Source organism: Dictyobacter alpinus (assembly GCF_003967575.1).
Taxonomy (GTDB): Bacteria; Chloroflexota; Ktedonobacteria; order Ktedonobacterales; family Ktedonobacteraceae; genus Dictyobacter; species Dictyobacter alpinus.
Genome location: NZ_BIFT01000001.1, coordinates 4,124,220 through 4,146,920, shown reverse-complemented (window position 1 = coordinate 4,146,920; position 22,701 = coordinate 4,124,220). Strand labels below are relative to the sequence as shown.

Sequence of the window (22,701 nt, the reverse complement as noted above, 5' to 3'; positions counted from 1 at the left end):
GAGTCACAAATTCAATGCCAGGTAGTCACCATGCATATGTTACAGCTCTCTCTGGTATTACTTGCATTTACTCATCTTTAGAGAGGAGCCCTCATGTCAAATAATGGAAAATGGCTCAGAACGAGCGTTTTCTGGCTCCTGATCTTGCCAATCGCCGTTCTGATCATCGTTTTTATATTCCGACCACAAACATACGTGAAATCGGTATCAGTATCGACTGCACTCAGCCATCTCAAGGCTGATATCGCAAAAAAACAACTAGATACAGTCACCGTTGGTAACGGAACACTTACGCTGGTCAGAGGGCAAACAGCAAATGCTCAGCAGGAAGCAGCGACCCTCGATAGTACTTTTGACGTTACGCAAGTTCTCAAAGAGAACAACATCGATTACACCAATCCTGAACTTATCAAGCTACAGTTTGAGTCCCCCAGCCCGATATGGGGTTGGCTGGGCACACTGGCAAGCTTTCTCCCATTTATATTACTGGCAGTCATCGTGCTACTGATGTTCCGACAGTCACAAGGCGGTAATAATCAAGCCATGTCCTTTGGCAAGAGCCGCGCCCGTATCTTTATGGGCAATAAGCCGTCGGTGACCTTTACCGATGTGGCTGGCGTAGAAGAGGCCAAGCAAGAACTTCAGGAAATTGTTGAGTTTTTGAAATATCCTGAGAAGTTTGCCGCGCTCGGTGCGCGTATTCCCAAGGGATTACTCCTGGTGGGACCGCCTGGAACCGGTAAGACACTAATCTCACGAGCCGTGGCCGGTGAGGCTGGTGTACCTTTCTTCAGCATCAGTGGTTCTGAATTTGTTGAGATGTTCGTGGGCGTTGGTGCCAGCCGTGTGCGTGATCTGTTTGAACAGGCCAAACGCAATAGTCCTTGTATCGTCTTTGTAGATGAGATTGATGCTGTTGGTCGCCAGCGAGGTGCGGGTCTAGGCGGCTCACACGATGAGCGTGAGCAGACCCTCAATCAGATCCTGGTCGAGATGGATGGCTTTGATACCAATACCAACGTTATTGTCATCGCTGCCACTAACCGACCCGATGTACTGGATCCTGCCTTACTACGGCCCGGTCGTTTCGATCGTCAGGTTGTACTGGATCGACCAGATATTCGTGGCCGTATTGCCATCCTGCAAGTACACGCCAAAGGCAAACCATTGGACACTGATGTCTCATTGGATGTACTGGCCAAACAGACCCCCGGTTTCTCGGGCGCGGATGTCGCGAACCTCTTAAACGAGGCGGCGATCCTGGCTGCCCGGCGCAACAAGCGTAAGATCAGCATGAGCGAGATGGAAGAAGCCATCGACCGCGTCGTGGCTGGACCTGCCCGCAAGAGTCGCATCATCAGTGAGCGCGAAAAATCAATCACCGCGTACCATGAAGTCGGACATGCCCTGGTTGCTCGTATGTTACGCAACACAGATCCAGTCCACAAAGTATCTATTGTCGCGCGAGGACAGGCTGGTGGCTTTACCATGCTCCTGCCGACTGAAGATCGCTATCTCTGGAGTAAGCCACAGTTTGAAGATATGCTGGCTTACGCCCTGGGTGGACATGTCGCCGAACTGATTACCTTTGGCGAGGTAACCACGGGTGCCTCTAATGATATTGAGCGCGTAACCAAAATTGCCCGCTCGATGGTCACAGAGTATGGCATGAGTAATCGCCTTGGCCCAATGGCTCTCGGCCATAAAGAGGAACTGGTCTTCCTGGGTCGAGACTTTGGTGAGCAGCGCAACTATAGCGAGCAGACAGCCCGTGAAATAGACGAAGAGATCCATCGCATCATTCAGGAGGCCTTTGACAAGGCATATAACATTTTGCAACAAAACAAAAGTCGCCTGATCTTGATTAGCGAGCGCTTGATTAAAGAAGAGACCCTCGAAGGTCCAATCTTTGAGTCACTCTTCAATCAGCCCCTGGGTGATGATGCACAGGAAGAAGTACAAACCATCCTGACAGGCTATGTGGGGAATCCTCCCACAGGGAATGGCGAAAAGAAAAGTCTACCACTGCCCCGATCGTCTTACCCTTTACCACAACAACTGCAGCCACCATACAATAACGAGACGAACACACCACATCCTTAGCAATGGTGATCTTGATAGTGTGCGGTCAACATGCCATAGTATGTTGACCGCACACTATCAAGAGACCTCTTGAGAGCCATCTGTTAATTCTGGTACAATTTTCTCATGAGATGCATTGCAACTGGTGCTAGAGAAAGGACGCGATTACATGGTCAATGCAGGCATGGGAGAGCTTGTAGAGATTATTCTACCTGTCCGGGATATGAATACGCAGGTGGCTTTTTATCGGGATATGCTGGGGCTGCATGTCTATGAGCCGGAAGCTGTGCAGGATTTTCGCGATTTCTATGATGTGAAGCTGTATACAGGTACCTGTATGCTAGTTCTCCATACGGTCAGGGGCGAAGAAAGCAACAGCGAGCATGCACCTAAACTGGTTTTCCGCGTGGCGGATCTACGCCAGAGTCGGGAACTACTCCAAGAGCAACAGATAGAGATGGGAGAGATACGCTCACCTGAGAACGGGCTCCTGATCTGTGATGGCAAAGATCCTGAGGGTAATATTTTTTCGCTGGAAAGTAGCGATGAGCAGGCACAGCAACCAATAAAAGTAACCTCACAACCGGGACGAGCAACGACCTATGTCTCGATCAACTCGCGCCGGGGCCGCAGCATTACCTTGTTACGTGACAATAAATTTGTCATTGCGCTGGAGGTTGCAGGTATTATATTGCTCAACATTGCCCGCACACCATTAAACCTGGTAAGTCTACTGACAGTTTTCCTGGTGATTATGGCCTTACTCTGGCTACGTGGTAGTAGCTGGAGCCAGATGGGTTTGCGTACACCTCTCCATTGGAGATCAACGCTGCTAACCGGCCTGATCGGAGGGCTAGTCTTATTTCTCATGAGTACACTGGTCTTTTCCCCTATCATCGAAACATTCGTCCATAGCGCACCAAATACCCAGCTTCTAGACACAGTCAGAGGCAATCCCATAGAATTGGCCACCACTTTAATCAGCATCTGGACATCCGTGGCCTTTGGAGAAGAGCTGATTTATCGCGGCTACCTGTTTAATCGTATCGCCGATGTCTTTAATGACAGCGGACTTGGCTGGACGATCGCTGTCTTTGGACAGGCAATAATTTTTGGCCTGGCCCACATCTACCAGGGCTTAGCCGGTATATTATTAACCACCGCCTACGGCGTGATGGCTGGACTCCTCTATCTCATTTCCAGACGCAACCTCTGGCCCTGCGTCATCGCCCATGGTCTGGTTGATACAATCTCAACCATACTACGCTTCACAGGCATGGCGTAAAACGGGCGCAAGCAGGGGGTTGTCCAGACAGATTCCTCATAGTACAATGGAAAGAGAGAAGAGTTCCAGGTGTTTCGCATCTTTGTATACAGAGAAAAAGAGATAAGGAAAGCGAAACCAGAGCCTGGAGCTTTTCTGATTGAAATCAGGTGTTCTACCACCCCGAGCCAGCTACAGTTTGGTCACGCACGGACGCAAGCAGAGAAATACAGTATTTTGCGAGAACACCGTTAAAGCCATACAGGCATAATTGGATGAAGAGGAGCGGTCTATGACAACAACAGAGTTGAATCAACGCGACTGGGTTAGCCTTGAACAAAAATATTATCAGGGCACGTTTAAGCGCCATCCTATCACACTTGTACGTGGTGAGGGACCAAGAGTCTGGGACAGTGAAGGCAAAAGTTATCTGGATTTTGTCGCAGGTATCGCCGTCAATGTATTGGGCCACTGCCATCCCGCCATTGTTGAAGCCGTACAACAGCAGGTGACCCAGCTCGTACACGTATCGAATCTCTACTACAATACACGTCAGATTGAACTGGCAGAGCTCCTCAGCATTCAGAGTGATGGTATGCGCTCATTCTTCTCTAATAGCGGCGCAGAAGCCAATGAAGGCGCGTTCAAACTGGCCCGTAAATATGGTCGCCTGCATCGCAATGGTGCTTACGAGATCATCAGTATGGAGAACAGCTTCCATGGTCGAACCATGGCGACCACCGCCGCAACGGGTCAGGCCACCTACCAGGCCACCTGGGCTCCCCTGCCAGATGGTTTCAAGCAAGTTCCGTTTAATGATCTCCAGGCAGTCAAAGAAGCCACTAGCGAGAAGACTGCGGCCATTCTGGTTGAGGCGGTTCAAGGAGAGGGCGGCATCTGGCCCACCAGCCTGGAATACATGCAGGGTCTGCGCGAATGGTGTGATGAACAGAATCTGGTCCTGATCTGTGACGAGGTCCAGGCAGGCTCCGGGCGCACCGGCAAATTCTTTAGCTGGCAGCATTATGTGCGTCCAGACATTGTTACGATGGCCAAGGGTCTGGCCGGCGGTATACCGATTGGCGCCATGCTGACCGGTCCACGTACCGACCTGTTTGTGCCTGGTGATCATGGTACTACGTTTGGTGGTAATCCTATCGCCTGTGCTGCAGGTGTGGCCACCATCAGAACTATCACCGAGCAAAATCTACTCGACAATGCCACCAAAATGGGTGAGTACTGGAAAGAGAAACTGGAACAGCTGTGTACGAAATATGCATTCATTGACAGCCCTCGCGGCATTGGTCTGATGCGTGCCATCAACATCAAGCACGGCCTGGGGCCAGTCATCGTCCAGAAAGCCATGGAACATGGACTGCTGCTCAATAGCACCAATCCACAAACCCTACGCATGATTCCACCCCTGATTCTCACTACCGCGGACATCGACGAGGCCTCAGAGCTCCTCGACGCTACCCTGGCCGAGGTAGCCGAGCTACCCGCTGCGCAAGCCTGATTTTTATGCGTGGAGAGTGTGGTGCGCGACCGCGCACCACACTCTCCACCTCTGATGCCGCAGGCGCCAGGATGCTCAAGATTTTGACACCTTATTTCAAGCTATGCTATACTAAGCAACAAAGAATTTCCTCAACAATATCTCAAATCCAGGTATTCCAGGGATGTAACACACTGTAGTGTACATGTGGGTGGGAAAGCCAACTATTCAATAAATAATCATCCTTTTTTCCTGCTGCAAGCGCTAAGAAGCGCGCAATTTTTATACGCAAAAATAATCAGAAAAAAAAGCAGGAGTTTGCGGTGAATAATCAACAATCACCTTCTATCGTCCCCTCATTATTAACCCGGGAAAAAAAGAAAATCAAACGCGACTTTCGCTTTATAGATATGATCTTCTATACGATCGCAGCCATCCTCGGCATCGATACATTAGGAGCCGTCTCTTCTTATGGCGGACAGGCATTGTTCTGGATCCTCTTTTCAGCATTAACATTTCTTCTTCCTTACGGTCTTCTGACTGCAGAACTGGGCAGTTCCTTCCCACAGGAAGGTGGTGTCTACGAGTGGGGCAAAATGGCCTGTGGACGCTTCTATGCAGCCCTGACCTCGATGTTCTACTGGATCTCTAATCCGCTCTGGATCGGTGGCACCATGTTTGTGACGGTGATAACCTCGATCAAGCTCTTCTGGTTTGGGGATATTAATACACTTCTGGGGGGGAATAAAGTTAGCGATACGATCATTACGATCTTGATCTCGCTCGCCTTTATCTGGGGCACCATCGTCTGCGTGCTCCTACCAATGCGTATCGGTAAGTGGCTCTCCACCGTTGGCTCGATCCTGAAACTGGTCCTGCTAGGCTTATTTGTGCTTCTAGCCCTGATGTTACTGCTGGGAGGCCACGCAACAGGCAATCATCTACAATTCAAAGATTTCTTGCCGACTAACGATTGGAGCCTGATTATCAGCGGTATCCTGCCCTTGCTGATCTTTAAATGGACCGGCTTTGAGGTTCAGAGTGGTGCCGGAGAAGAGATGCAGAATCCACAGCGCGATGTTCCTCGTTCACTACTCGGGGCTGGCAGTGTGGCTTTGATTGCCTATGTCATTCCCATTGCGGTTATTCTGCTCGCGCTCAATAAACAGCAGATTGCTAACTCCAGCGGCTTCTTACAGGCCATTAGCAACGTTCTCATTGTCTTGCCACAGCCGTTGATTATCACCTTAAAAATCGTTCTGGTACCGGCGATCATTATCACCATGGCTTCAAGCGGCTCTACCTGGATGGGTGGCGCAAATCGTACGTATGCGATTACGGCCCTGGATCACGCGGCTCCACAGGCGCTGGGTCGCTTTAGTAGTAAATATGGCACTCCTATCATGGCTACGCTGGCCTGTGGCGTGATAGCGACGATCGCAATGATCGCCGCCGTCCTGATCACCTCCTTTGGAGATGGTTCAGTCCAATCCCTGTTTGCACTGGTCCTGGGCTTTACCGTCTCGATCAATACGCTGGCCTACCTGCTGATTTATCCAAGCTACCTGATATTGCGCTACAAATATCCCGAGGTCAAACGTCCCTATCGTGTACCGGGTGGCAAATTTGGCGCATGGCTGGTTACGATCCTGACGACAGGCTACGCCGCCATCGCGGTCTTCTTTATGCTCTTTCCCACCGACGAAGTGATCAAGCAGGCCAGAGTTGGACGTTTCATCTATGAGGCCACCCAATTAACCGCCCTGGGAGCGGTTATACTACTGACCGTGGTCTTCTACTACTGGGGTAAACGCGAACAGAAGCAAGATCTGTCAGCACAAACAGTGGTCACCACAGAAACAGTATCGTCTGAATATGCTGAAGCCAACTAAAGATGGACGTTTAGCAACCGTAATGACAACAGAAAAGAGCGGGTCAGTGGAATATCCTATTGGCCCGCTCTTTCTGTTATGGGTAATCAGGTAGCAGCTCAATTGCGCATAGTGATGCGTTGAATCGCTATACTGGCAATGTCTTGTACCCGTTGACGCTGCGTGCCCATTTTGCCAGGCCGGGCCAGGGCATCATCCTTGAGCAAGGGTGTTAATAATGGGATGGCCTGGGTGGCGTTGAGAAAACCAAGGGCCTCGGCGGCACGGGCGCGTACCTCGCTATTTTCGTCGCTCAAAGCGCTTAGGAGCGGGGCAATAGCACGACCATCTCTCAATTGACCCAGGGCTTCAGCAACTCTTGCTCGTACGACTGGATGCGGATCCGCTAGAGTACGAATAAGTGGAATGACGGCACACTCACCACCCAGGTCGGCCAGTGCGCTAGCGACATGCTCGCGCACATAGAAATTATCATCCTGTAAACGGGTAAGCAAAGGCTCTACCGCACGATGATCGCCCAGCCAGCCCAGCACCATAGCAGTCGCAGCTCGTACATAATGAGAAAGCTCATAATGGCGCTCATAAAGCCAGGGCAGCAAGGTAATAACTAGGCAAGAAATATGTTGAACGTGCTTCATGCCAAGTTGACCCAGGGCCTTAATAATGCAGGAGCGTAAAATATTATCACTGGTAGTAGGCAAAGCATGCAAGAGCGGCTCAAGCGTACGCTCAATCCCCAGGCGTCCAAGCGCCATAATAGACTCCTGGCAAACGCGCTCTTCGTCGTCATGAAAGGCACGATGCAATAAAGGATCAACGGCCTGCTCATCACCTAGATAGCCTAGCGCCTCAACGATCTCAACCCGCTCATAGCCCAGGGAATCCGGTAGCAAAGCCACCAGAAATCCTACGGCACGGCGATCACCCAGCAACGAGAGGGCATGGATAACCTCCACGCGTACACGCTCTTTTGGATCATTCAATGCCAGTAGCAGTGGCACGACCGCGCGTAGATCGCACAGAAGTCCCAGGGCCTGCGCAGCATTACTACGCGCCTCTGTATATTTGTCATGCAGAAGAGCAAGCAAAGGCGCCAACGCACGTACGTCACCAATTTTTCCCAGCGCCTCGGCAGCCTGGGCACGAATATATTTATCTTTGTCGCGTGTAGCAAGCAGCAAGGCAATGACGGCACGTTTATCGCGCAGTTCGCCGAGCGCTTCTATCGCGCAATAGCGCATATCAGATGACGAAGTATCAGCCAGCGCGGTCAGCAATGGCTTTAAGGCTGGACTTCCAATGGTAGCCAGGGCTCTGGCAGCCACCAGACTGATCTCGCCGGATTCGTCTTCAAAGAGTGCCAGCAACGGTTCAATCGCCTGCGGATCGCGCAACTCACCCAGACGCCGAATGGCCTCCAGGCGCTTCTGTGGATGAGCATGATCGAGGGTCGCTAGCAAATCATGGAACAATTCGTGATCACGTGATAACGAAGTAGATTTTATAAACGGTGCTTCAAAATTGTGAGCAGCTGTCAAAGGTTCCACGACTTGCTCATCATCTCTCTCCCATTGTTCCCCACCGGTTTGAACCTGAACAACATCTTCCTCGTTTCTTAGATCGGCAATAAGCTGATCTAAAGACTGCTCTAGATCTATCATAATGTCCTTAAATTTTCTCTTTACCTGGCAAAGAAGCACAAATTACTTGATGCCAATTTGCCAATTTGCAAGAAGTTCCATCGTAACAACTTCTACTAACACTACGCCATCTCACTACTATCCCCTCACAAAATTTGTCTCAATAGAATAAATAAACTCGTCAATAGTATTTATTTTGTTATTTTCAGGGCTTGCTAGTTTTCCTTTTTGGCGCCTACGGCGCCAGGTTGGAAGTGTGGAGTGTGGAGTGTGGTGGGCGGCCGCCCACCACACTCCACACTCCACACATGAATTACTGTCTATCTGCGATCTCTGGGCGAATATTAAGAAGCCTTGTCTCTATTTCGAGACTACTTGACTGTGCTTGCGAGGCTGTTATACTAATAATAGCTATATCGTCGTGAGACGAATATTATTTACAAGATATAGAGAGTTCTCCTGGCAACTGGCGATGCAGTGGATTAACCACGAGGAAGCCTGGAGATGTTACTTCTACAGTCGCTCGCCTGGGCTGGACATACCGAAGAACGTTTTGATGCGTTTATTGGCATATCGACAGCAAAGGAGTAGCAATGATATCTACAACCACGACTGAACCATCCTACCTGGTTCGCTATCTGCAAACCCTCAATGGAAAGACCCCTCACTCTGCAGCGGCAGCATTTTATGCTTCTCTGGATCAGATTACAACAGTCTCCCCTTCTATTGCAGCCAATATTATTCAAGAATTGCAAGATCAACGTGGCAATCTAAAGATGATTGCCAGTGAGAATTACAGCTCACTTACCACACAATTGACGATGGGTAACCTGCTAACCGATAAATATGCTGAGGGTTATCCCCATCATCGGTTCTATGCTGGCTGTGATAATGTGGATGCTATTGAGGCCGAAGCGGCCCAGCTGGCTCAGGAACTGTTTGGAGCTGATTACGCATATGTACAGCCACATTCTGGTGCCGATGCCAATCTGGTCGCATTCCTGGCCATTTTGTCTGCAAAGGCTCAGAAACCAGTACTGGCTGAACTGGGACAGGAAGATCCGTCCAAACTCTCACGTGAAGATTGGAATAAGGTGCGTGAGGTGGTACATAATCAGCGCCTGCTCTCCTTAGATTATTATTCTGGTGGCCACCTTACCCATGGGTATCGCCACAATATCTCCAGCCATCTCTTCGATGTCTCAACGTATTCGGTAGATCGCCAGACTGGCTTGATCAATCTGGATCAGTTGCGGCAGCAGTTACACGAAGTACGACCATTGATCCTGCTGGCTGGCTATAGTGCGTATCCACGCAAACTGAACTTTGCGCGTATGCGTGAACTGGCAGATGAAGTCGGGGCCGTCTTGATGGTGGATATGGCCCACTTTGCTGGCCTGGTGGCGGGTAAAGTCTTTAGCGGTGAATTTGATCCGGTTCCTTATGCCCATATCGTGACTTCGACGACCCACAAGACGCTACGCGGACCACGCGGTGGTCTGATACTGTGTAAAGAAGAATTTGCCGAGTGGGTCAATAAGGGCTGTCCCGCAATGTTGGGTGGACCGCTACCACATGTGATGGCGGCTAAAGCGATCGCGTTCCGCGAAGCCTCCAGACCCGAATTTCAGACCTATGCGGCTAAAATCGTCGAGAACTCACAGGCGCTGGCCGCAGCCTGCGTGGCTGAAGGGCTGGATGTTTTGACTGGCGGTAGCGACAACCACCTGCTGCTGATCGATGTGGCTAAAACCTTTGGTCTGACTGGTCGCCAGGCTGAATCGGTATTGCGCGAGTGCAAAATCACCTTGAACCGCAACTCACTCCCATTTGATGTTAATGGACCCTGGTATACCAGTGGACTGCGCATCGGCACACCGGCCATCACCACATTGGGCATGGGTACAGCCGAGATGCGTGAGATTGCCAACATCATCAAGCGCGTCCTATCCAATGTTACGGCAGCCAAAACTGCCAGCGGCAAAAAGAGCCTCAACAAATATATCCTGGACAATGAGATCCTGGCCGAAGCTCAAAAACGCGTCGAGGCCCTATTGGCCAACTATCCCCTGTATCCAGAACTGGATCTAAATTTGGTTCAAGCCGCTACATTGACCAATGCATCCCTGTAAAGCTTCCAAAGAAAAAGCCAGGTCAAGCTGCTATACAATAGTAGCTCGCCCTGGCCATGGCTTTGTTGATACCATTGCTTATATATAGAGGAAATGAACTTCACCATGACAAATACAGAACTGACACTACGCTATGGATGTAATCCTCAACAGAAACCAGCTCGTGTGCTGGCTAAAACTGGTGAGTTACCATTTCAGGTCCTTAATGGAGCACCTGGCTACATTAATCTGTTGGATGCCCTTAACTCCTGGCAATTAGTCAAAGAGCTCAAAGCGGTCCTCAAGTTACCAGCCGCCGCCTCCTTTAAGCACGTTAGCCCGGCCGGTGCGGCCGTGGGACTTCCCTTGAGCGAAGAGCTTAAGAAGGCCTATGATGTCGATGATCTTGAACTGTCACCGCTGGCCAGTGCCTATGCTCGCGCTCGCGGAGCTGATCGACTGGCATCCTTTGGAGATTGGGCCGCGCTGAGCGATATTGTGGATGTACCGACCGCTCGGCTGCTGAACCGTGAGGTCTCGGATGGTGTGATCGCACCCGGCTATGAGCCTGAGGCCCTGGCAATCCTGCAAAAGAAGCAGAAGGGCCGCTATATCATCCTCCAAATCGATCCAAACTACGAGCCCGCTGATGTAGAGCAGCGCGAGGTATTTGGTGTCACCTTTGAGCAAAAGCGCAACACCAGTATTCCCAGTCCTGATTGGTTCGCTACAGTTCCAACCACCAATACAGACCTTCCTGAAGCCGCCCAGCGCGATCTGTTGATCTCATTGATCGCACTCAAATACACCCAATCGAACTCCGTCTGCTTCGCGGTTGATGGACAATGTATTGGGATCGGCGCAGGTCAGCAGTCCCGTATCCAGTGTACACGTCTGGCGGCCTCGAAGGCTGCGATCTGGTATCTACGCCTGCATCCACGTATCTCGGAATTGCGCTGGAAAGCTGGCATCAAGCGCCAGGATCGTGTCAATGCGATCGATCTCTATCTGCGCGACGATGTGGCACCAATTGAACTGGAACAATGGGCAGAAAACTTTGAAGAGGTACCCCAGCGCCTGACGGCCGAAGAGAAGCAGGAATGGCTCAAGACCCTGACCGGCGTTGCCCTGGGATCAGATGCCTTCTTCCCATTCCGCGATAGCATCGATTGCGCGGCAATGTATGGTGTCAAATATGTGGCCCAGCCTGGTGGCTCATTGCGCGATGATAATGTTATCCAGGCCTGCAATGATTATGGCATGGCAATGGCCTTCACCGGAGTTCGCCTCTTCCATCACTAAACCAATCTCCCCCTCCCCATTACACTAACCAGATCCAGGCTGTTCGATCATGAACAACCTGGATCTTTTTTTATAGCTTGAGACGCTGAGTAGCTAAAAAAACTATAAGAAGGATTACGACAAGGGGGCAGCAGCCTCATCAAGCTTAGCGGAAGTCAGCGTAGCCTCATCAGGTTTGGATGGCTTAGAGCGAACGGTCCGACTTAAGGCAAAGATAATCAGGCCTAAGAGCACAACCACGCCGAGAGCAATACGCAGGCCAAAACTATCCGCCACAAAACCGATCAGCGGCGGCCCTACCAGGAATCCCAGATAGCCACAGGTTGAAACGGTAGCGATCGCGACCTCGCCACTACCAGCAAAGTTCTGTCCGGCAGCGCTCAGGACGAGAGGAAACAGGACCGCCAGACCAAGGCCGATCAAGCCTAAACCAACAATCACCACCGGAGTCCAGGGAAAGATCAATCCCAGACCCAATCCAACGGCTGAAAGCAGTCCTCCCAGACCAACCAGCACAGCGGAGCCAAGTCGGACGGCAAGATAGTCACCAACACCACGACCAATTGCCATACATAACGAAAAGACCGCAAAGCCAGCAGCAGCCAGTCCAGCAGTGGCATGAACTGACCCGGACAAATACAACGCACTCCAGTCAGAGATGGCGCCTTCGCTGATCAAGGCACAAAAAGCGATTGCGCCCAGGGCAACCAGCGTACGCGATGGGCGCGTAAATAAGGGCTTCTTCTCGGATGCGGCTGCCTCCGTTTCGCTGACAGTCTTAGGTTCAGGAGGTAAAAGAAAATGAGAGGCAATCAAAATACCAAGCGCGCCAATGCTTGAGATGCCCAGAAAATGATAGACTGGACTGATATTATAGGTCGCGACAATACCACCAATGAATGCTCCAGCTAACGCTCCCACGCTATAACAGGCATGGAATGAATTAAAAATAGGTTTACCATAGCCTCGCTCAACGGCGGCACCTTGCAGGTTCATAGTGACATCCATTGATCCATTGGTAGCGCCAAAGAAGATAAGCGCCAGTACAAGCCATAACAGGTTGGGAGCCAGAGCTAATAACGGGAGCGAAATACATAAGCCAATAGCGGTCAATACGGTAACAATGGCGCTGCCAAAGCGTATGGAGACGCGCCCGGCAATATTCATAGCAACCAACGCGCCGACCGCTGATCCCAGTAAAGCGATACCCAGTTGACCCGGTTCCAGACCAAGTCTCGACTGGACAGCCGGAATACGAGCCGCCCAGCTAGCAATAAAAGATCCATTAATAAAAAATAAAGCAATAACGGCTATACGAGCCATACGGAACCGATGCTGCTTATCTACATGTGTATATGTTGATATCATGTCGACCTTCCAGTGGCGCAAAACTTTTCAGCGATTAAACCCTAACCACGCCAGCGCTGCGCAAAAAAACGCAATATATTGCAGAACTACCCTTATATTACCCGCATAAATACGCAAAAATCAAGGGATTACATGCGTTTTTTTGCACCAATCACCGGCAACAAAAAAATCTCGCAATCAAAAGCTCGATTGCAGACCAGCAAACATCCCATATTAAGTTACAAACAACATAAACAGAGTTTCTATTTCCTCCAGAAATACAAGTCATTCGTAGAAATCTTATGTGGTGCCCAAATACGTTGGGCACCACATAAGATGGGCTGATAGATTATTTAAACAGCGCGTGTTGACGTGAGCGCTGCTGTTGTCTGGAGCGTTCAACTGCATATTCAGTCGTATTCACGGTCACACCATGGTCAGCGAGAATTTTCTGGGTCAGGTCTAGCGGGAACCCAAAGGTATCGTGCAGTTTAAATGCCTCTGAACCTGGCAGGATACGCTGACCGGATTCTGAGAGGTAGCCGCTAATATCCTCCAGATAACGTAGCCCTTTCGTCAAGGTACGCTGAAAACGCTTTTCTTCGGTGGTCACTATCTCCTGGATAACCATGCTTCTCTCCTGAAGTTCTGGATAGGCCTGAGCAAAGTGCTCAATGACTATTTGAAGTAGCATTGCGAGAAATGGCTGCGCTAACCCGAGAGTTTGGCCAAAGTAGGCCGCACGGCGGATAAGTCGGCGCAGGACATACTCACGGCCACCGTTACCGGGCACAATACCGTCCGCAAGCAAGAACGCGATCGCGCGACTATGATCCGCGATCCGGTTATAAGTGACACGCTGCTGCTCATCGTGGCTGGTCAATTCTCGAATACGGCGCAGAATAGGTTGAAAAAGATCGGTCTCATAACTGGTTTTGACACCCTGCAAAATCATCGCCAGGCGCTCCAGTCCCATACCAGTATCGACCGCTGGGACTTCCAGCGGCGTTAGCTCTCCATGCTCGTCACGATCATATTGCATAAAGACCAGATTCCAGAGCTCCATGTAATCATCATCCTCTGAGTTGACTCCTTCCGCACGTTGTAATCGCAGATCACCCTGATAATAATGGATCTCCGAACACGGTCCACAGGGACCAGTCTCCCCCATCGACCAGAAGTTATCTTTATCACCAAATGGTAGGATACGCTCTGGTTGGACGCCAAGCGCTTTCCACAAGCGGACCGCTTCCAGATCATCCTGATGCACCGTAATCCAGACTCGCTCGACAGGAAGTTTGAAGACCACTGTGAGGAGTTCCCATGCATAGGTAATCGCCTCGCGCTTAAAGTAGTCGCCAAAAGAGAAGTTGCCAAGCATCTCAAAGAAGGTATGGTGACGGGGAGACACGCCGACACTTTCTAGATCATTATGCTTGCCCGAGACGCGCAAACACTTCTGGCTACTACAGACACGCGCAGATGGCGCTGGCGCTAAGCCCAGGAACACATCTTTGAAGCGTACCATACCAGCATTCACAAACAGCAAACTGGTATCTGATGACAAGACAAGCGGACTACTGGACATAATTTGATGGCCGTGTTGTGAAAAGTAATCAAGGAAAGTCTGCCGAATTTGATCGCTCTGCATAATAATTTTCTCCTGTAATGATGCTATTGATGGGTAAAACAACAATCGTACGCAAGATCCGAACATACAAAAAGCCCGCCCCGAGTAAAACTCAGGGCGGGCTGATAGTTTTTTTATCAATACCCGTGGTACCACCTGTATTGGAAGCCACGCTGGAATGTGCGCTTTCCCACTTATCAGACACGGAAGCCATGCGCACCACAATGCGACATCTTCGATGTCCTGCCCCAGGATAACGGAGGGCTACCGGCAAGAATTATTGACAACACAGGTTGTGTTCGTTCCGCATCGCGATCCAGATCACAACAGGTGATCCACATCAGAGGGGGGCATTCCAGCTACTTGCTGAGATATCGGACTCTCACCACTTCCGATTCGCTGTCACTCAGAGTAACATGTACTCGTCCCTCGCGACGATTTCTGCATATGATACCTTGAGTATACCTGCTCCCCCTAAAAAAAGTCAAGCAGCTATAGATTTTTGAGGATATACCCTCCGATTTCGTAGCCCCGACCGGGGCGTTCGTTGTCGGGGAGATCGGTGAGCCATTCCCATTGGCCTTCTTCGACAATGTCAAAGGTGGCTTTGATGAGGTCGGGGAAGGTGCGTGGGACAAGGGGGAGGATGCGCCGATGGGTGGCGTCATGGTCGGTTCCGTGGACGTCAAAGGCAAAGCCACGGATGTCGGTGAGCAGGACGGCGATGCCACCCAGGTCGAGCAGGGAGCGCATAAAGTGCAGGTGGGCATTGATGACTTTGATGCGGAAATTCTGCGCGGCATCCTGGTAGCGACGATGGCGCTCTTGCTCCAATAACAGTTCAGGTGAGGCTTGCTGGGCACGATCCAGTACATCGAGGAGTGGATAGCTGAAGAGTTGTGAGAGCACAAGTGAGCTGACAACCAGGCCAAAGTCAGCAGTACGTAGGGTGTAAATCTCTGGTGGATCGGGGACAGGGCATTGCTCAAGACATTGGGCGGCGGCATCAAAAAAGGCTTGTCCGCCCGCCGCAGCCAGGGCTGTCCAATCCTGCCGTCGGAGCAGACGAGTCAGGTTGGTGCTAACACCGCCAGTAATATCACACTGCACCAGGCGTATCCGTTTACGCAGCGAAGCAGCTAGCAGTTCATCCCGACCGCGCTGCATAGCATTCAGGTCCAGATCCGCCAGCACAACCTCTTCGGAAGAGCGTCCCACATCGGAGAGCGGAACCTCGGTACAGGCGCCTGCGCCCAGTATAAGGCTGCTTCTGGAGGTGCCCACGGAGCGTTGCATCAAGCCACGCGAAACAAAGGTGGCACAATTTTTGAGGTGTTGCGGCGCTTGCTGGCGAAACCATTCGCGCCGCTCTTTGCCTTGCATCTGGCTATTATATGAAGAAAGTGTATCAATACGCACGATTTGCTATTTCCCGCTATATTTTGGTGGCCGTTTCTGCATAAACGCCTGCACACCTTCACGATGATCGGCGGTTTCAATGGCCATTGACTGATATTTACCCTCTAATTGTAGCACGGCTGCGAGATCTTTATCCTGCGCTTCCTGGAATAGCTTTTTGATCAGACCATAGGTGCGCGTTGGACCATGGGCCAGACGTAGAGCCAGAGCCCTGACAGTCTCTTCAAGCCCGGACTGTGGGACACTGCTTGTCACCAGGCCAATACGCGCAGCCTCTGTACCGCTGATCTCTTCAGCTAATAATGCCAGCTCTAACGCTTTACCGGCGCCCAGTAGACGCGTCAAGAAATACGCGCCACCTCCATCCGGTACTAATCCGATACGAGCAAAGGCTTCAGATAATCTGGCGTTATCGGCCGCGATGCGCAGGTCACAGGCCAGGGCAATATTGAGCGAGATACCTGTGGCGACACCATGGATGGCGGCAATAATGGGCTGGGGTAGTTGTAGGATACTGTTAATCAGACGATGGTAGGCAGCAAGGTGTTCTTGAGCGGCCTCTGAGTCATTGGCAGAAGGTTCACCAGCAAAAGCGGAGAGGTCCTGACCAGCCCCAAAAGCACGGCCGGCTCCAGTGAGAATAACACAGCGAATAGTTTCATCCTGTGCCGCAGCTTCAACAACCTCGGTCATTTCCTGGATCATAAGCTCATTAAAGGCATTTAAGACCGTTGGACGATTCATGATGATGGTGAGAACACCGGCCTCAAAGTTGATAAGGACATGCTGAAAATCGGTTCGCATAGCATAACTCCTCTTCCTTGATTAGTTATCAATCGTGCTCTAAGGCGAAAGAAGCAGAAGCAGAGGTTAGCGGGCAATGCTATGCCTTGATGGTTGGGGTATCCAGCATCAAAACTTCCAGGGCCACACGGGCATTGACGTTTTGATCAAGGGATTCCTGGGTCTGCAAGATAGCACGCACCATACGCTCAGCCTCTCGCGTCCCAACCTTTGCGGATTGCTTTTTGAGTAGATCGCGCATATCCACATTGACGGTCAGGTCGAGACAATTATTCGCTGCCAATACCATATCACGCCACCATAATAACCACAACTCTAGCAACTGGCGCAGTTTCTCGCCATCCGTTCCCTGACGTTGCACAAAGTCGAAGCGCTGGATAGTAGTGCTCACCGGAATTTTTGTCAGGAGCTCTAATTGGGCCTTGCGTTCGTCCAGGAGATCTTCATCCTCTACCGCCTCCACGGCCCAGCCTAGGCGACCTGCGGCCAGGGCGGCAATCAGGGTAGCCTCCTCAGGCTCAACCTCCCAGCGTTCAGTCAAAGCCTGTTGGATCTGTGATGAAGTCAATAGCTGCATTGATAGCAGTTGTACACGCGAAATAATCGTTGGTAGGAGCACACCTACATCTGGGACTGTCAGCAACAAAACTACATCCGGCTCGGGCTCTTCCAGTGTTTTCAGGATACAATTGGCTGCCTGCACATTCATATCCTGCGCGTTTTCAATAATGAAGATGTTGCGTCGGCCCTCCATCGTACGTCGGGAGGCATCGGACTGTAAGGCACGCACCTGCTCGATCACAATGAATTGCTTGTCAGCGGCCTTACTGATAACATGGATATCGGGATGATTTCCATGGAGAACCTTACGGCAAGCGAGGCAATTATTACAGGGTTCTTGAGGAGCTATCTTTGGATCAGGACCACCGGTACACAACAGGGTTTGGGCCAGGCGGTGGGCCAGCAAGCTCTTGCCAATCCGGGGCGGACCAGTGAGTAAATAGGCATGACGAATCTGTTGCGCGGCTAATGTACGGCGCAAAATATCTATTACATGTTCATGGCCAACAATATTCCAACCTGGTGCTTGTGTTTGCGGGATTCCCATACCCTCTATGGTAGCAGAATTGCTCTACCTTCGCAAGTAAAATATGCACGTTTTTTTAATCTTAAGCCGCATGCCAGCAGTCCTCAAAGAGATTGTACAATGGTAGCAGAAATTGAAATGTAAAGTAGCAAACTCCATGTGCAAGTGAGTACCATATGTGATAGGAGATTTATGCCTGTTCAAAAAAAGCTAAGAATATGCTTAGGATTGCTGGAGAGCACCAATCTCTTCACATAAAAACTGCATAAGCTGCATCAATCTAGAGGGAAATATGGTATACTAGCTCGTAAGAGTGCTCGTTTCAGCCAACAAAATCTCACAAACAGCACTTTCAAGACCACAAGAGTAAAGTCAACGCTTTTCCGTGAGCTTATCGGGCTCACGGTTCTTATGTATATATAATTATCTTTCAACCCGAAAAGTAGTAAGAATGAGAGGGTACAAGGCGAAGCAATCCAGGCGCTGGTTCGTTTGTACAGCGACTGTTACACCTACATGCTCCCGTAGAAAATATGAAAACTCTGCATTATATAAGGCCGATGTAACCGATGGATACCTCTATACGTTTCTACAATGCGAATAGCAAATTGGGTTCATCCGCAAACGATGAACAGCAAGGCCATTCAACTATTCCTATATCTGAAGATGAAACTGGCAATAAAGAGGCAGTCGTTGAAGTTGATGAGACGTTGCAACCTTCTCAGCCAGAAATAGCGGCACAACCTGAACAGGTAAATGTGGCTGACTTTGAAGCTATTTTCACCCGCTTTCAGGGTCCGATTACAAACTTCATCTATCATTTAATAGGAAATAGAGAACAGGCCTATGATCTTGCTCAAGATGTATTCGTAAAAGCCTACAAAGCACTCTTAGGAGGGACAGTTGTCCAACCAGGGGCGCTCTCGGCCTGGCTCTATCGCATCGCGGCCAACACCACAACTGATTCATTACGGCGTAGACGTTTAATTGCGTGGTTACCGCTCTCATTATTTAATGAAGATCGCGGTATTGGCGCTGGCATGGTTTCAGATTCGGGTGGCAACACAGGAGACGGCTTTAACACGGGCGAAGAGCAGCATGCTGAGCCCCGTTCCAGTTCAGTCAACTCGATGTATGAGCGCAATGGATATGATGGTGGACGTTTTGAAAGTAGGGTGGCGGATCGTGAAATTGTGGAACGCGTCTTTCAACAACTCCCACAGAAATATTCAGCGTGCCTCTGGCTTTACGAAAATGATGGTTTATCTTGCGCGGAAATTGCCGAAGTACTGAGTATTAGTCCATCAGCAGTAAAAATGCGTTTAATGAGAGCAAGAGAACGATTTATTGGTTTGTATCAAAAAGAGGTCGGTGAAGATTGAACTGTCGTCAGGCGCGGGCAATGCTCGCCATATATCGTGAACAAAAACAAGATCCGACGAAAGTGCCCGAATTAGAAGATCATCTAGTGCATTGTGCAGATTGCAAAGAAGCATACGCTCAATACCAATTAGTTGGAGAGCGCATACGTTCTATGCCAGCAATCGAGCCAGCCCCAGATGCTCGTCAAAAACTGTTGCAGGCGTTAGCGGTTGAGCATGTGCGTTTCCTACAGAACGCACCGGCTTCAACTACCTCAATTCCAACGCCAGTCTTTCTTGGCCCTTATTTAAAAGATCTTGCTCAACAACCAGCCAGGGCTGATTCCCTGGCAGCCTTTTCAACCGCGGATACGGGACCTCTGCCTGCCATTCAGGCGGCACGCCCACGGCGGCTACGGCAAACACAACATTTTGCGATCATCGGTCTGGCTGCTTCCTTTATGATTGTCGTCATGTTAGGTGGACTTATTTCGCTCCTTTTCCTGGCCAATCAGGGACAACAAGTGGTCTCGTTACCATCTAATCCCGCCAGCCTCGGTCATACCGAGATTGCGCAGGCTGATCCTGCTATCGTGGCCACACAGACACTCTATAATCATGTTGTTAGTGCGAGCACCAGCAATGATACGATCTATTATTCAGCGTACGATAATAGCTCAAATTGGATGTTGCAAAAACTGGATACGAGCGGAGATCCCAATACCAGTCGTGCAAGCACCGAATTGCTGACCCATCCCAATACACGTCCGTTGATCGTGCTGGGTAGCAATGAGGACTGGCTGTTCTGGCTGCAACTAGAGCAATCCAGGAATGCGAATAACAAACAAACGCAGCAGTCAGCTACACCTACAAATACCTTTGAAGGTAGCTGGAGCCTTAAAGCCCTCTATCTGGATAAAAGCCAGGATACAACAGAGAAAAACGCAAATAGCGATACGACCAAACCGCTCACTCTCTATACAGATACATTTAATAAAGCCAGAGTGGCGGATTGGGTGACATCACCAATTCAAGGTTTGAGCTTTTATCATAATCATGCCCTGGTGGCTTTATTAGACAACAAAGGCGTATCGCATCTGCTGAATTATCAATTTACTCAGAACAGCATTGAGAAGAAAACGGAACTGGCGACCGCGAAAGATCAGCATGTGCTCACCTCCCCAACAGCTACAACCGATGGCTATAGTATCTATTGGGCTGATGAGTGGTTGTCGCAGGATCAAAAGCTCAACAGTAATATCTGGACACAGCAGGCCGAGGATGCTCAACCAAAAGAGACTGGTCGTTGGGCTCCGCATGCCAGCAATCATACGTATCTGTATCGCGACGATGAACATTCATTCCGTCCACAGTTGGTGAATGGCACCCTTTTCCTGCTTGACAGCGATACAGGCAGCGATCAAGCAACAGCCAGCACAACCCCTACGGTGCAAGCTACCGCAACCACTACGGCGACGCCTGGCGCACAGGCCAGTGCGACACCTACTGTTGAGGCCAGCCCTACAGCTACCCCACAGGACCTGAATAAGCTGTTGCTCAATCCAACCGAGGTTGATCCCACGGTACAAACACCACAGATTGATGCCAATGTGTCAGGTAAGTTGCTGGCCTTTTCAGCCAGCGGCGCAACACCTGAGACAACCAATATCAATGATAATGAGATCCTGACAGGACTCCAGAGTGGTGGGACCTTCTTGATCTGGCAAAATAGCGCCAAAGATTTCAAAATGTATGATACCCGCGCCAAAGTTATGGTCAATGGTATTAATAACATTACCAAAGGTAGCGCTGCCTTTGTCTCGGTCAACAATACCACAGTGATCTGGACAAAATATGTCACCCCTGATGCCTCACAGGCTACAAGTGATGCGTCTAATGTGGTTTTCAACACATTGAAATGGCCGAAATAAAACATTTCGCGCCTTTGGCGCTCCAAAGGTTTTAAATGGCGTCAAAAAGTGTTCTCCGAACACTTTTTGACGCCACATTTACAAGAAGCATGGGCCCTTCAGGGACCGATTGCGGCTGGCTGCAAGCTCCACGATAAGAGTGGGAATAAACACTATCTCAGAGGTTATTAGCAGCCGAGTTGCTTGGCTATCAGCATGCGTTGTACTTCGCTCGTGCCTTCACCGATCTCGTTGATTTTGACACTACGCCAGTAGCGCGAGACTGGATATTCATCCATATATCCATAGCCCCCATGAATCTGTACGGCCTGGTCGGCAGCCCGCTTGGCCGTTTCAGAGGCAAATAGCTTGGCCATTGAAGCCTCACGGGTATAGGGCTTGCCCTGCATATGTAGCCAGGCGGCTTTATAATACATCAAGCGAGCCAGCTCAATCTCCATATCCATATCCGCTAACTTAAACTGAATGGCCTGAAATTTGCTGAGCGGCTGTCCAAACTGTTTACGCTGCTGAGCATAGCTCAATGCCTCGTCCAGACAGGCTTGCGCCAGTCCAACAGATAGGGCGGCAATGGCCACGCGGCCAGCATCCAGGATATGTAGAAATTGCTTAAAACCATCGCCTGGCTGTCCGAGGATATTTTCCTCAGGTACGCGGCAGTCCTCAAAAGAGAGTGGACGCGTATCCGAGGCCTTCCAGCCCATCTTCTTGTAGGGCTTTCCGATCACGTAGCCAGGGGTATCTTTAGGAACAATAATATTAGAGATGGCATTGCGACCACTGGGGGTTTTACCGGTGATGGCTGTAATGGTCACACCACCAGTGAGATCAGTACCAGCGTTCGTGATAAAGGACTTTGAGCCATTGATACGCCAGGAACCGTCCTCTAGCACAGCTCGCGTCTGCGTTCCACCGGAATCAGAGCCAGCTTCAGGCTCGGTCAGACCAAAGGCCCAGAGCTGTTCACCACGGGCCAGCGGCAATAGGAAACGCTCTTTCTGCTCCTGTGAACCAAAGAGGAAGAATGGTGTCGCGCCAAGGGAGGTATGAGCTTCCATAGTAATACCAACCGACACATCCCCACGTGAAATCTCTTCAATTGCCAGGCAGTATGAAAGAAAGTCAGCGCCAGCTCCACCATACTCCTCAGGAAACGGGAGTCCCAGTAAACCTAGCTCCCCCATCTGGCGTACCAGATCATAAGGGAATGCACCTGTGGCATCTATCTGTTCAGCAATAGGCTTAATTTCTTGTTCAGCAAAATCTCTACACGTCTGACGAATGGCCATCTGCTCTTCGTTGAGTGAAAAGTCCATTTCGAAGGACCGCCTTTCTG

Annotated in this window: 15 protein-coding genes and 1 riboswitch; of the genes, 8 read left to right on the top strand and 7 right to left on the bottom strand. The window is 50.3% G+C overall.

The genetic code is table 11. The annotated features are described in order from the left end of the window. Positions 1 to 93 precede the first annotated feature (93 nt). The 4 genes from ftsH to EL633_RS16320 all read left to right on the top strand — a co-directional run bounded on the left by ftsH (position 94) and on the right by EL633_RS16320 (position 6,733). A complete protein-coding gene (gene ftsH / locus EL633_RS16335) occupies positions 94 to 2,103 on the top strand; it encodes an ATP-dependent zinc metalloprotease FtsH (RefSeq protein WP_126628205.1) in 2,010 nt (669 codons plus the stop codon). A 148-nt stretch (positions 2,104 to 2,251) separates the two neighbouring features. Further along, the gene (locus tag EL633_RS16330) at positions 2,252 to 3,367 is read left to right on the top strand and encodes a CPBP family glutamic-type intramembrane protease (RefSeq protein ID WP_126628204.1); all 1,116 of its coding nucleotides are present in this window, start codon (positions 2,252 to 2,254) and stop codon (positions 3,365 to 3,367) included. 271 nt (positions 3,368 to 3,638) lie between these two features. Then, on the top strand, positions 3,639 to 4,862 hold the full coding sequence (locus EL633_RS16325) for an aspartate aminotransferase family protein (RefSeq protein WP_126628203.1): 1,224 nt from the start codon (positions 3,639 to 3,641) through the stop codon (positions 4,860 to 4,862). 302 nt (positions 4,863 to 5,164) lie between these two features. Beyond that, positions 5,165 to 6,733: an APC family permease gene (locus EL633_RS16320; protein ID WP_126628202.1), complete on the top strand. Its 1,569-nt coding sequence runs from the start codon at positions 5,165 to 5,167 to the stop codon at positions 6,731 to 6,733. Between the two features lie 98 nt (positions 6,734 to 6,831). Here EL633_RS16320 and EL633_RS16315 read toward each other — a convergent pair whose 3' ends face one another. Further along, positions 6,832 to 8,394: a HEAT repeat domain-containing protein gene (locus EL633_RS16315; protein WP_126628201.1), complete on the bottom strand. Its 1,563-nt coding sequence runs from the start codon at positions 8,392 to 8,394 to the stop codon at positions 6,832 to 6,834. A gap of 431 nt (positions 8,395 to 8,825) precedes the next feature. Then, a riboswitch (ZMP/ZTP riboswitch) is annotated at positions 8,826 to 8,913 on the top strand. A 53-nt stretch (positions 8,914 to 8,966) separates the two neighbouring features. Here EL633_RS16315 and EL633_RS16310 point away from each other — a divergent pair. Beyond that, positions 8,967 to 10,505 (top strand): glycine hydroxymethyltransferase, encoded by a 1,539-nt coding sequence (locus tag EL633_RS16310; protein ID WP_126628200.1) that lies wholly within the window; start codon positions 8,967 to 8,969, stop codon positions 10,503 to 10,505. A gap of 105 nt (positions 10,506 to 10,610) precedes the next feature. Beyond that, a complete protein-coding gene (locus EL633_RS16305) occupies positions 10,611 to 11,786 on the top strand; it encodes a phosphoribosylaminoimidazolecarboxamide formyltransferase (RefSeq protein ID WP_126628199.1) in 1,176 nt (391 codons plus the stop codon). Between the two features lie 114 nt (positions 11,787 to 11,900). Here the strand turns inward: EL633_RS16305 and EL633_RS16300 are convergent, their stop codons facing one another. The 5 genes from EL633_RS16300 to holB form a co-directional block, all read right to left on the bottom strand. Continuing rightward, positions 11,901 to 13,109, bottom strand: a complete 1,209-nt coding sequence (locus EL633_RS16300; protein WP_218027502.1) for an MFS transporter — start codon at positions 13,107 to 13,109, stop codon at positions 11,901 to 11,903. Positions 13,110 to 13,482: 373 nt separating this feature from the next. Then, positions 13,483 to 14,784, bottom strand: coding sequence for an alanine--tRNA ligase (alaS, locus tag EL633_RS16295; RefSeq protein WP_161982186.1), 1,302 nt, complete (start codon positions 14,782 to 14,784; stop codon positions 13,483 to 13,485). 471 nt (positions 14,785 to 15,255) lie between these two features. Further along, entirely contained in the window at positions 15,256 to 16,182 is a 927-nt protein-coding gene (locus tag EL633_RS16290; protein ID WP_126628196.1) for a hypothetical protein, read from the bottom strand. 6 nt (positions 16,183 to 16,188) lie between these two features. Continuing rightward, positions 16,189 to 16,986: an enoyl-CoA hydratase/isomerase family protein gene (locus EL633_RS16285; protein ID WP_126628195.1), complete on the bottom strand. Its 798-nt coding sequence runs from the start codon at positions 16,984 to 16,986 to the stop codon at positions 16,189 to 16,191. A 79-nt stretch (positions 16,987 to 17,065) separates the two neighbouring features. Then, positions 17,066 to 18,094: a DNA polymerase III subunit delta' gene (holB, locus tag EL633_RS16280; RefSeq protein WP_126628194.1), complete on the bottom strand. Its 1,029-nt coding sequence runs from the start codon at positions 18,092 to 18,094 to the stop codon at positions 17,066 to 17,068. Between the two features lie 548 nt (positions 18,095 to 18,642). On the opposite strand from holB, the gene EL633_RS16275 reads away from it, so the two are divergent. Together EL633_RS16275 and EL633_RS16270 are read left to right on the top strand one after the other, a co-directional pair. Further along, entirely contained in the window at positions 18,643 to 19,455 is an 813-nt protein-coding gene (locus EL633_RS16275) for an RNA polymerase sigma factor (RefSeq protein WP_126628193.1), read from the top strand. Beyond that, positions 19,452 to 21,365, top strand: coding sequence for an anti-sigma factor family protein (locus EL633_RS16270; RefSeq protein WP_126628192.1), 1,914 nt, complete (start codon positions 19,452 to 19,454; stop codon positions 21,363 to 21,365). The genes EL633_RS16275 and EL633_RS16270 overlap by 4 nt, the downstream gene beginning before the upstream one ends. Before the next feature lie 167 nt (positions 21,366 to 21,532). Here EL633_RS16270 and EL633_RS16265 read toward each other — a convergent pair whose 3' ends face one another. After that, the gene (locus EL633_RS16265; protein WP_126628191.1) at positions 21,533 to 22,681 is read right to left on the bottom strand and encodes an acyl-CoA dehydrogenase family protein; all 1,149 of its coding nucleotides are present in this window, start codon (positions 22,679 to 22,681) and stop codon (positions 21,533 to 21,535) included. Positions 22,682 to 22,701: the final 20 nt, after the last annotated feature.

What these genes read in the sequence shown, in the direction of transcription:
- ftsH (WP_126628205.1), top strand. Translation starts at nt 94, where the DNA reads ATGTCAAATAATGGAAAATGGCTCAGAACGAGCGTTTTCTGGCTCCTG.
- EL633_RS16330 (WP_126628204.1), top strand. Translation starts at nt 2,252, where the DNA reads ATGGTCAATGCAGGCATGGGAGAGCTTGTAGAGATTATTCTACCTGTC.
- EL633_RS16325 (WP_126628203.1), top strand. Translation starts at nt 3,639, where the DNA reads ATGACAACAACAGAGTTGAATCAACGCGACTGGGTTAGCCTTGAACAA.
- EL633_RS16315 (WP_126628201.1), bottom strand. Translation starts at nt 8,394, where the DNA reads ATGATAGATCTAGAGCAGTCTTTAGATCAGCTTATTGCCGATCTAAGA.
- EL633_RS16310 (WP_126628200.1), top strand. Translation starts at nt 8,967, where the DNA reads ATGATATCTACAACCACGACTGAACCATCCTACCTGGTTCGCTATCTG.
- EL633_RS16305 (WP_126628199.1), top strand. Translation starts at nt 10,611, where the DNA reads ATGACAAATACAGAACTGACACTACGCTATGGATGTAATCCTCAACAG.
- EL633_RS16300 (WP_218027502.1), bottom strand. Translation starts at nt 13,109, where the DNA reads ATGGCTCGTATAGCCGTTATTGCTTTATTTTTTATTAATGGATCTTTT.
- alaS (WP_161982186.1), bottom strand. Translation starts at nt 14,784, where the DNA reads ATGCAGAGCGATCAAATTCGGCAGACTTTCCTTGATTACTTTTCACAA.
- EL633_RS16285 (WP_126628195.1), bottom strand. Translation starts at nt 16,986, where the DNA reads ATGCGAACCGATTTTCAGCATGTCCTTATCAACTTTGAGGCCGGTGTT.
- holB (WP_126628194.1), bottom strand. Translation starts at nt 18,094, where the DNA reads ATGGGAATCCCGCAAACACAAGCACCAGGTTGGAATATTGTTGGCCAT.
- EL633_RS16275 (WP_126628193.1), top strand. Translation starts at nt 18,643, where the DNA reads ATGGATACCTCTATACGTTTCTACAATGCGAATAGCAAATTGGGTTCA.
- EL633_RS16265 (WP_126628191.1), bottom strand. Translation starts at nt 22,681, where the DNA reads ATGGACTTTTCACTCAACGAAGAGCAGATGGCCATTCGTCAGACGTGT.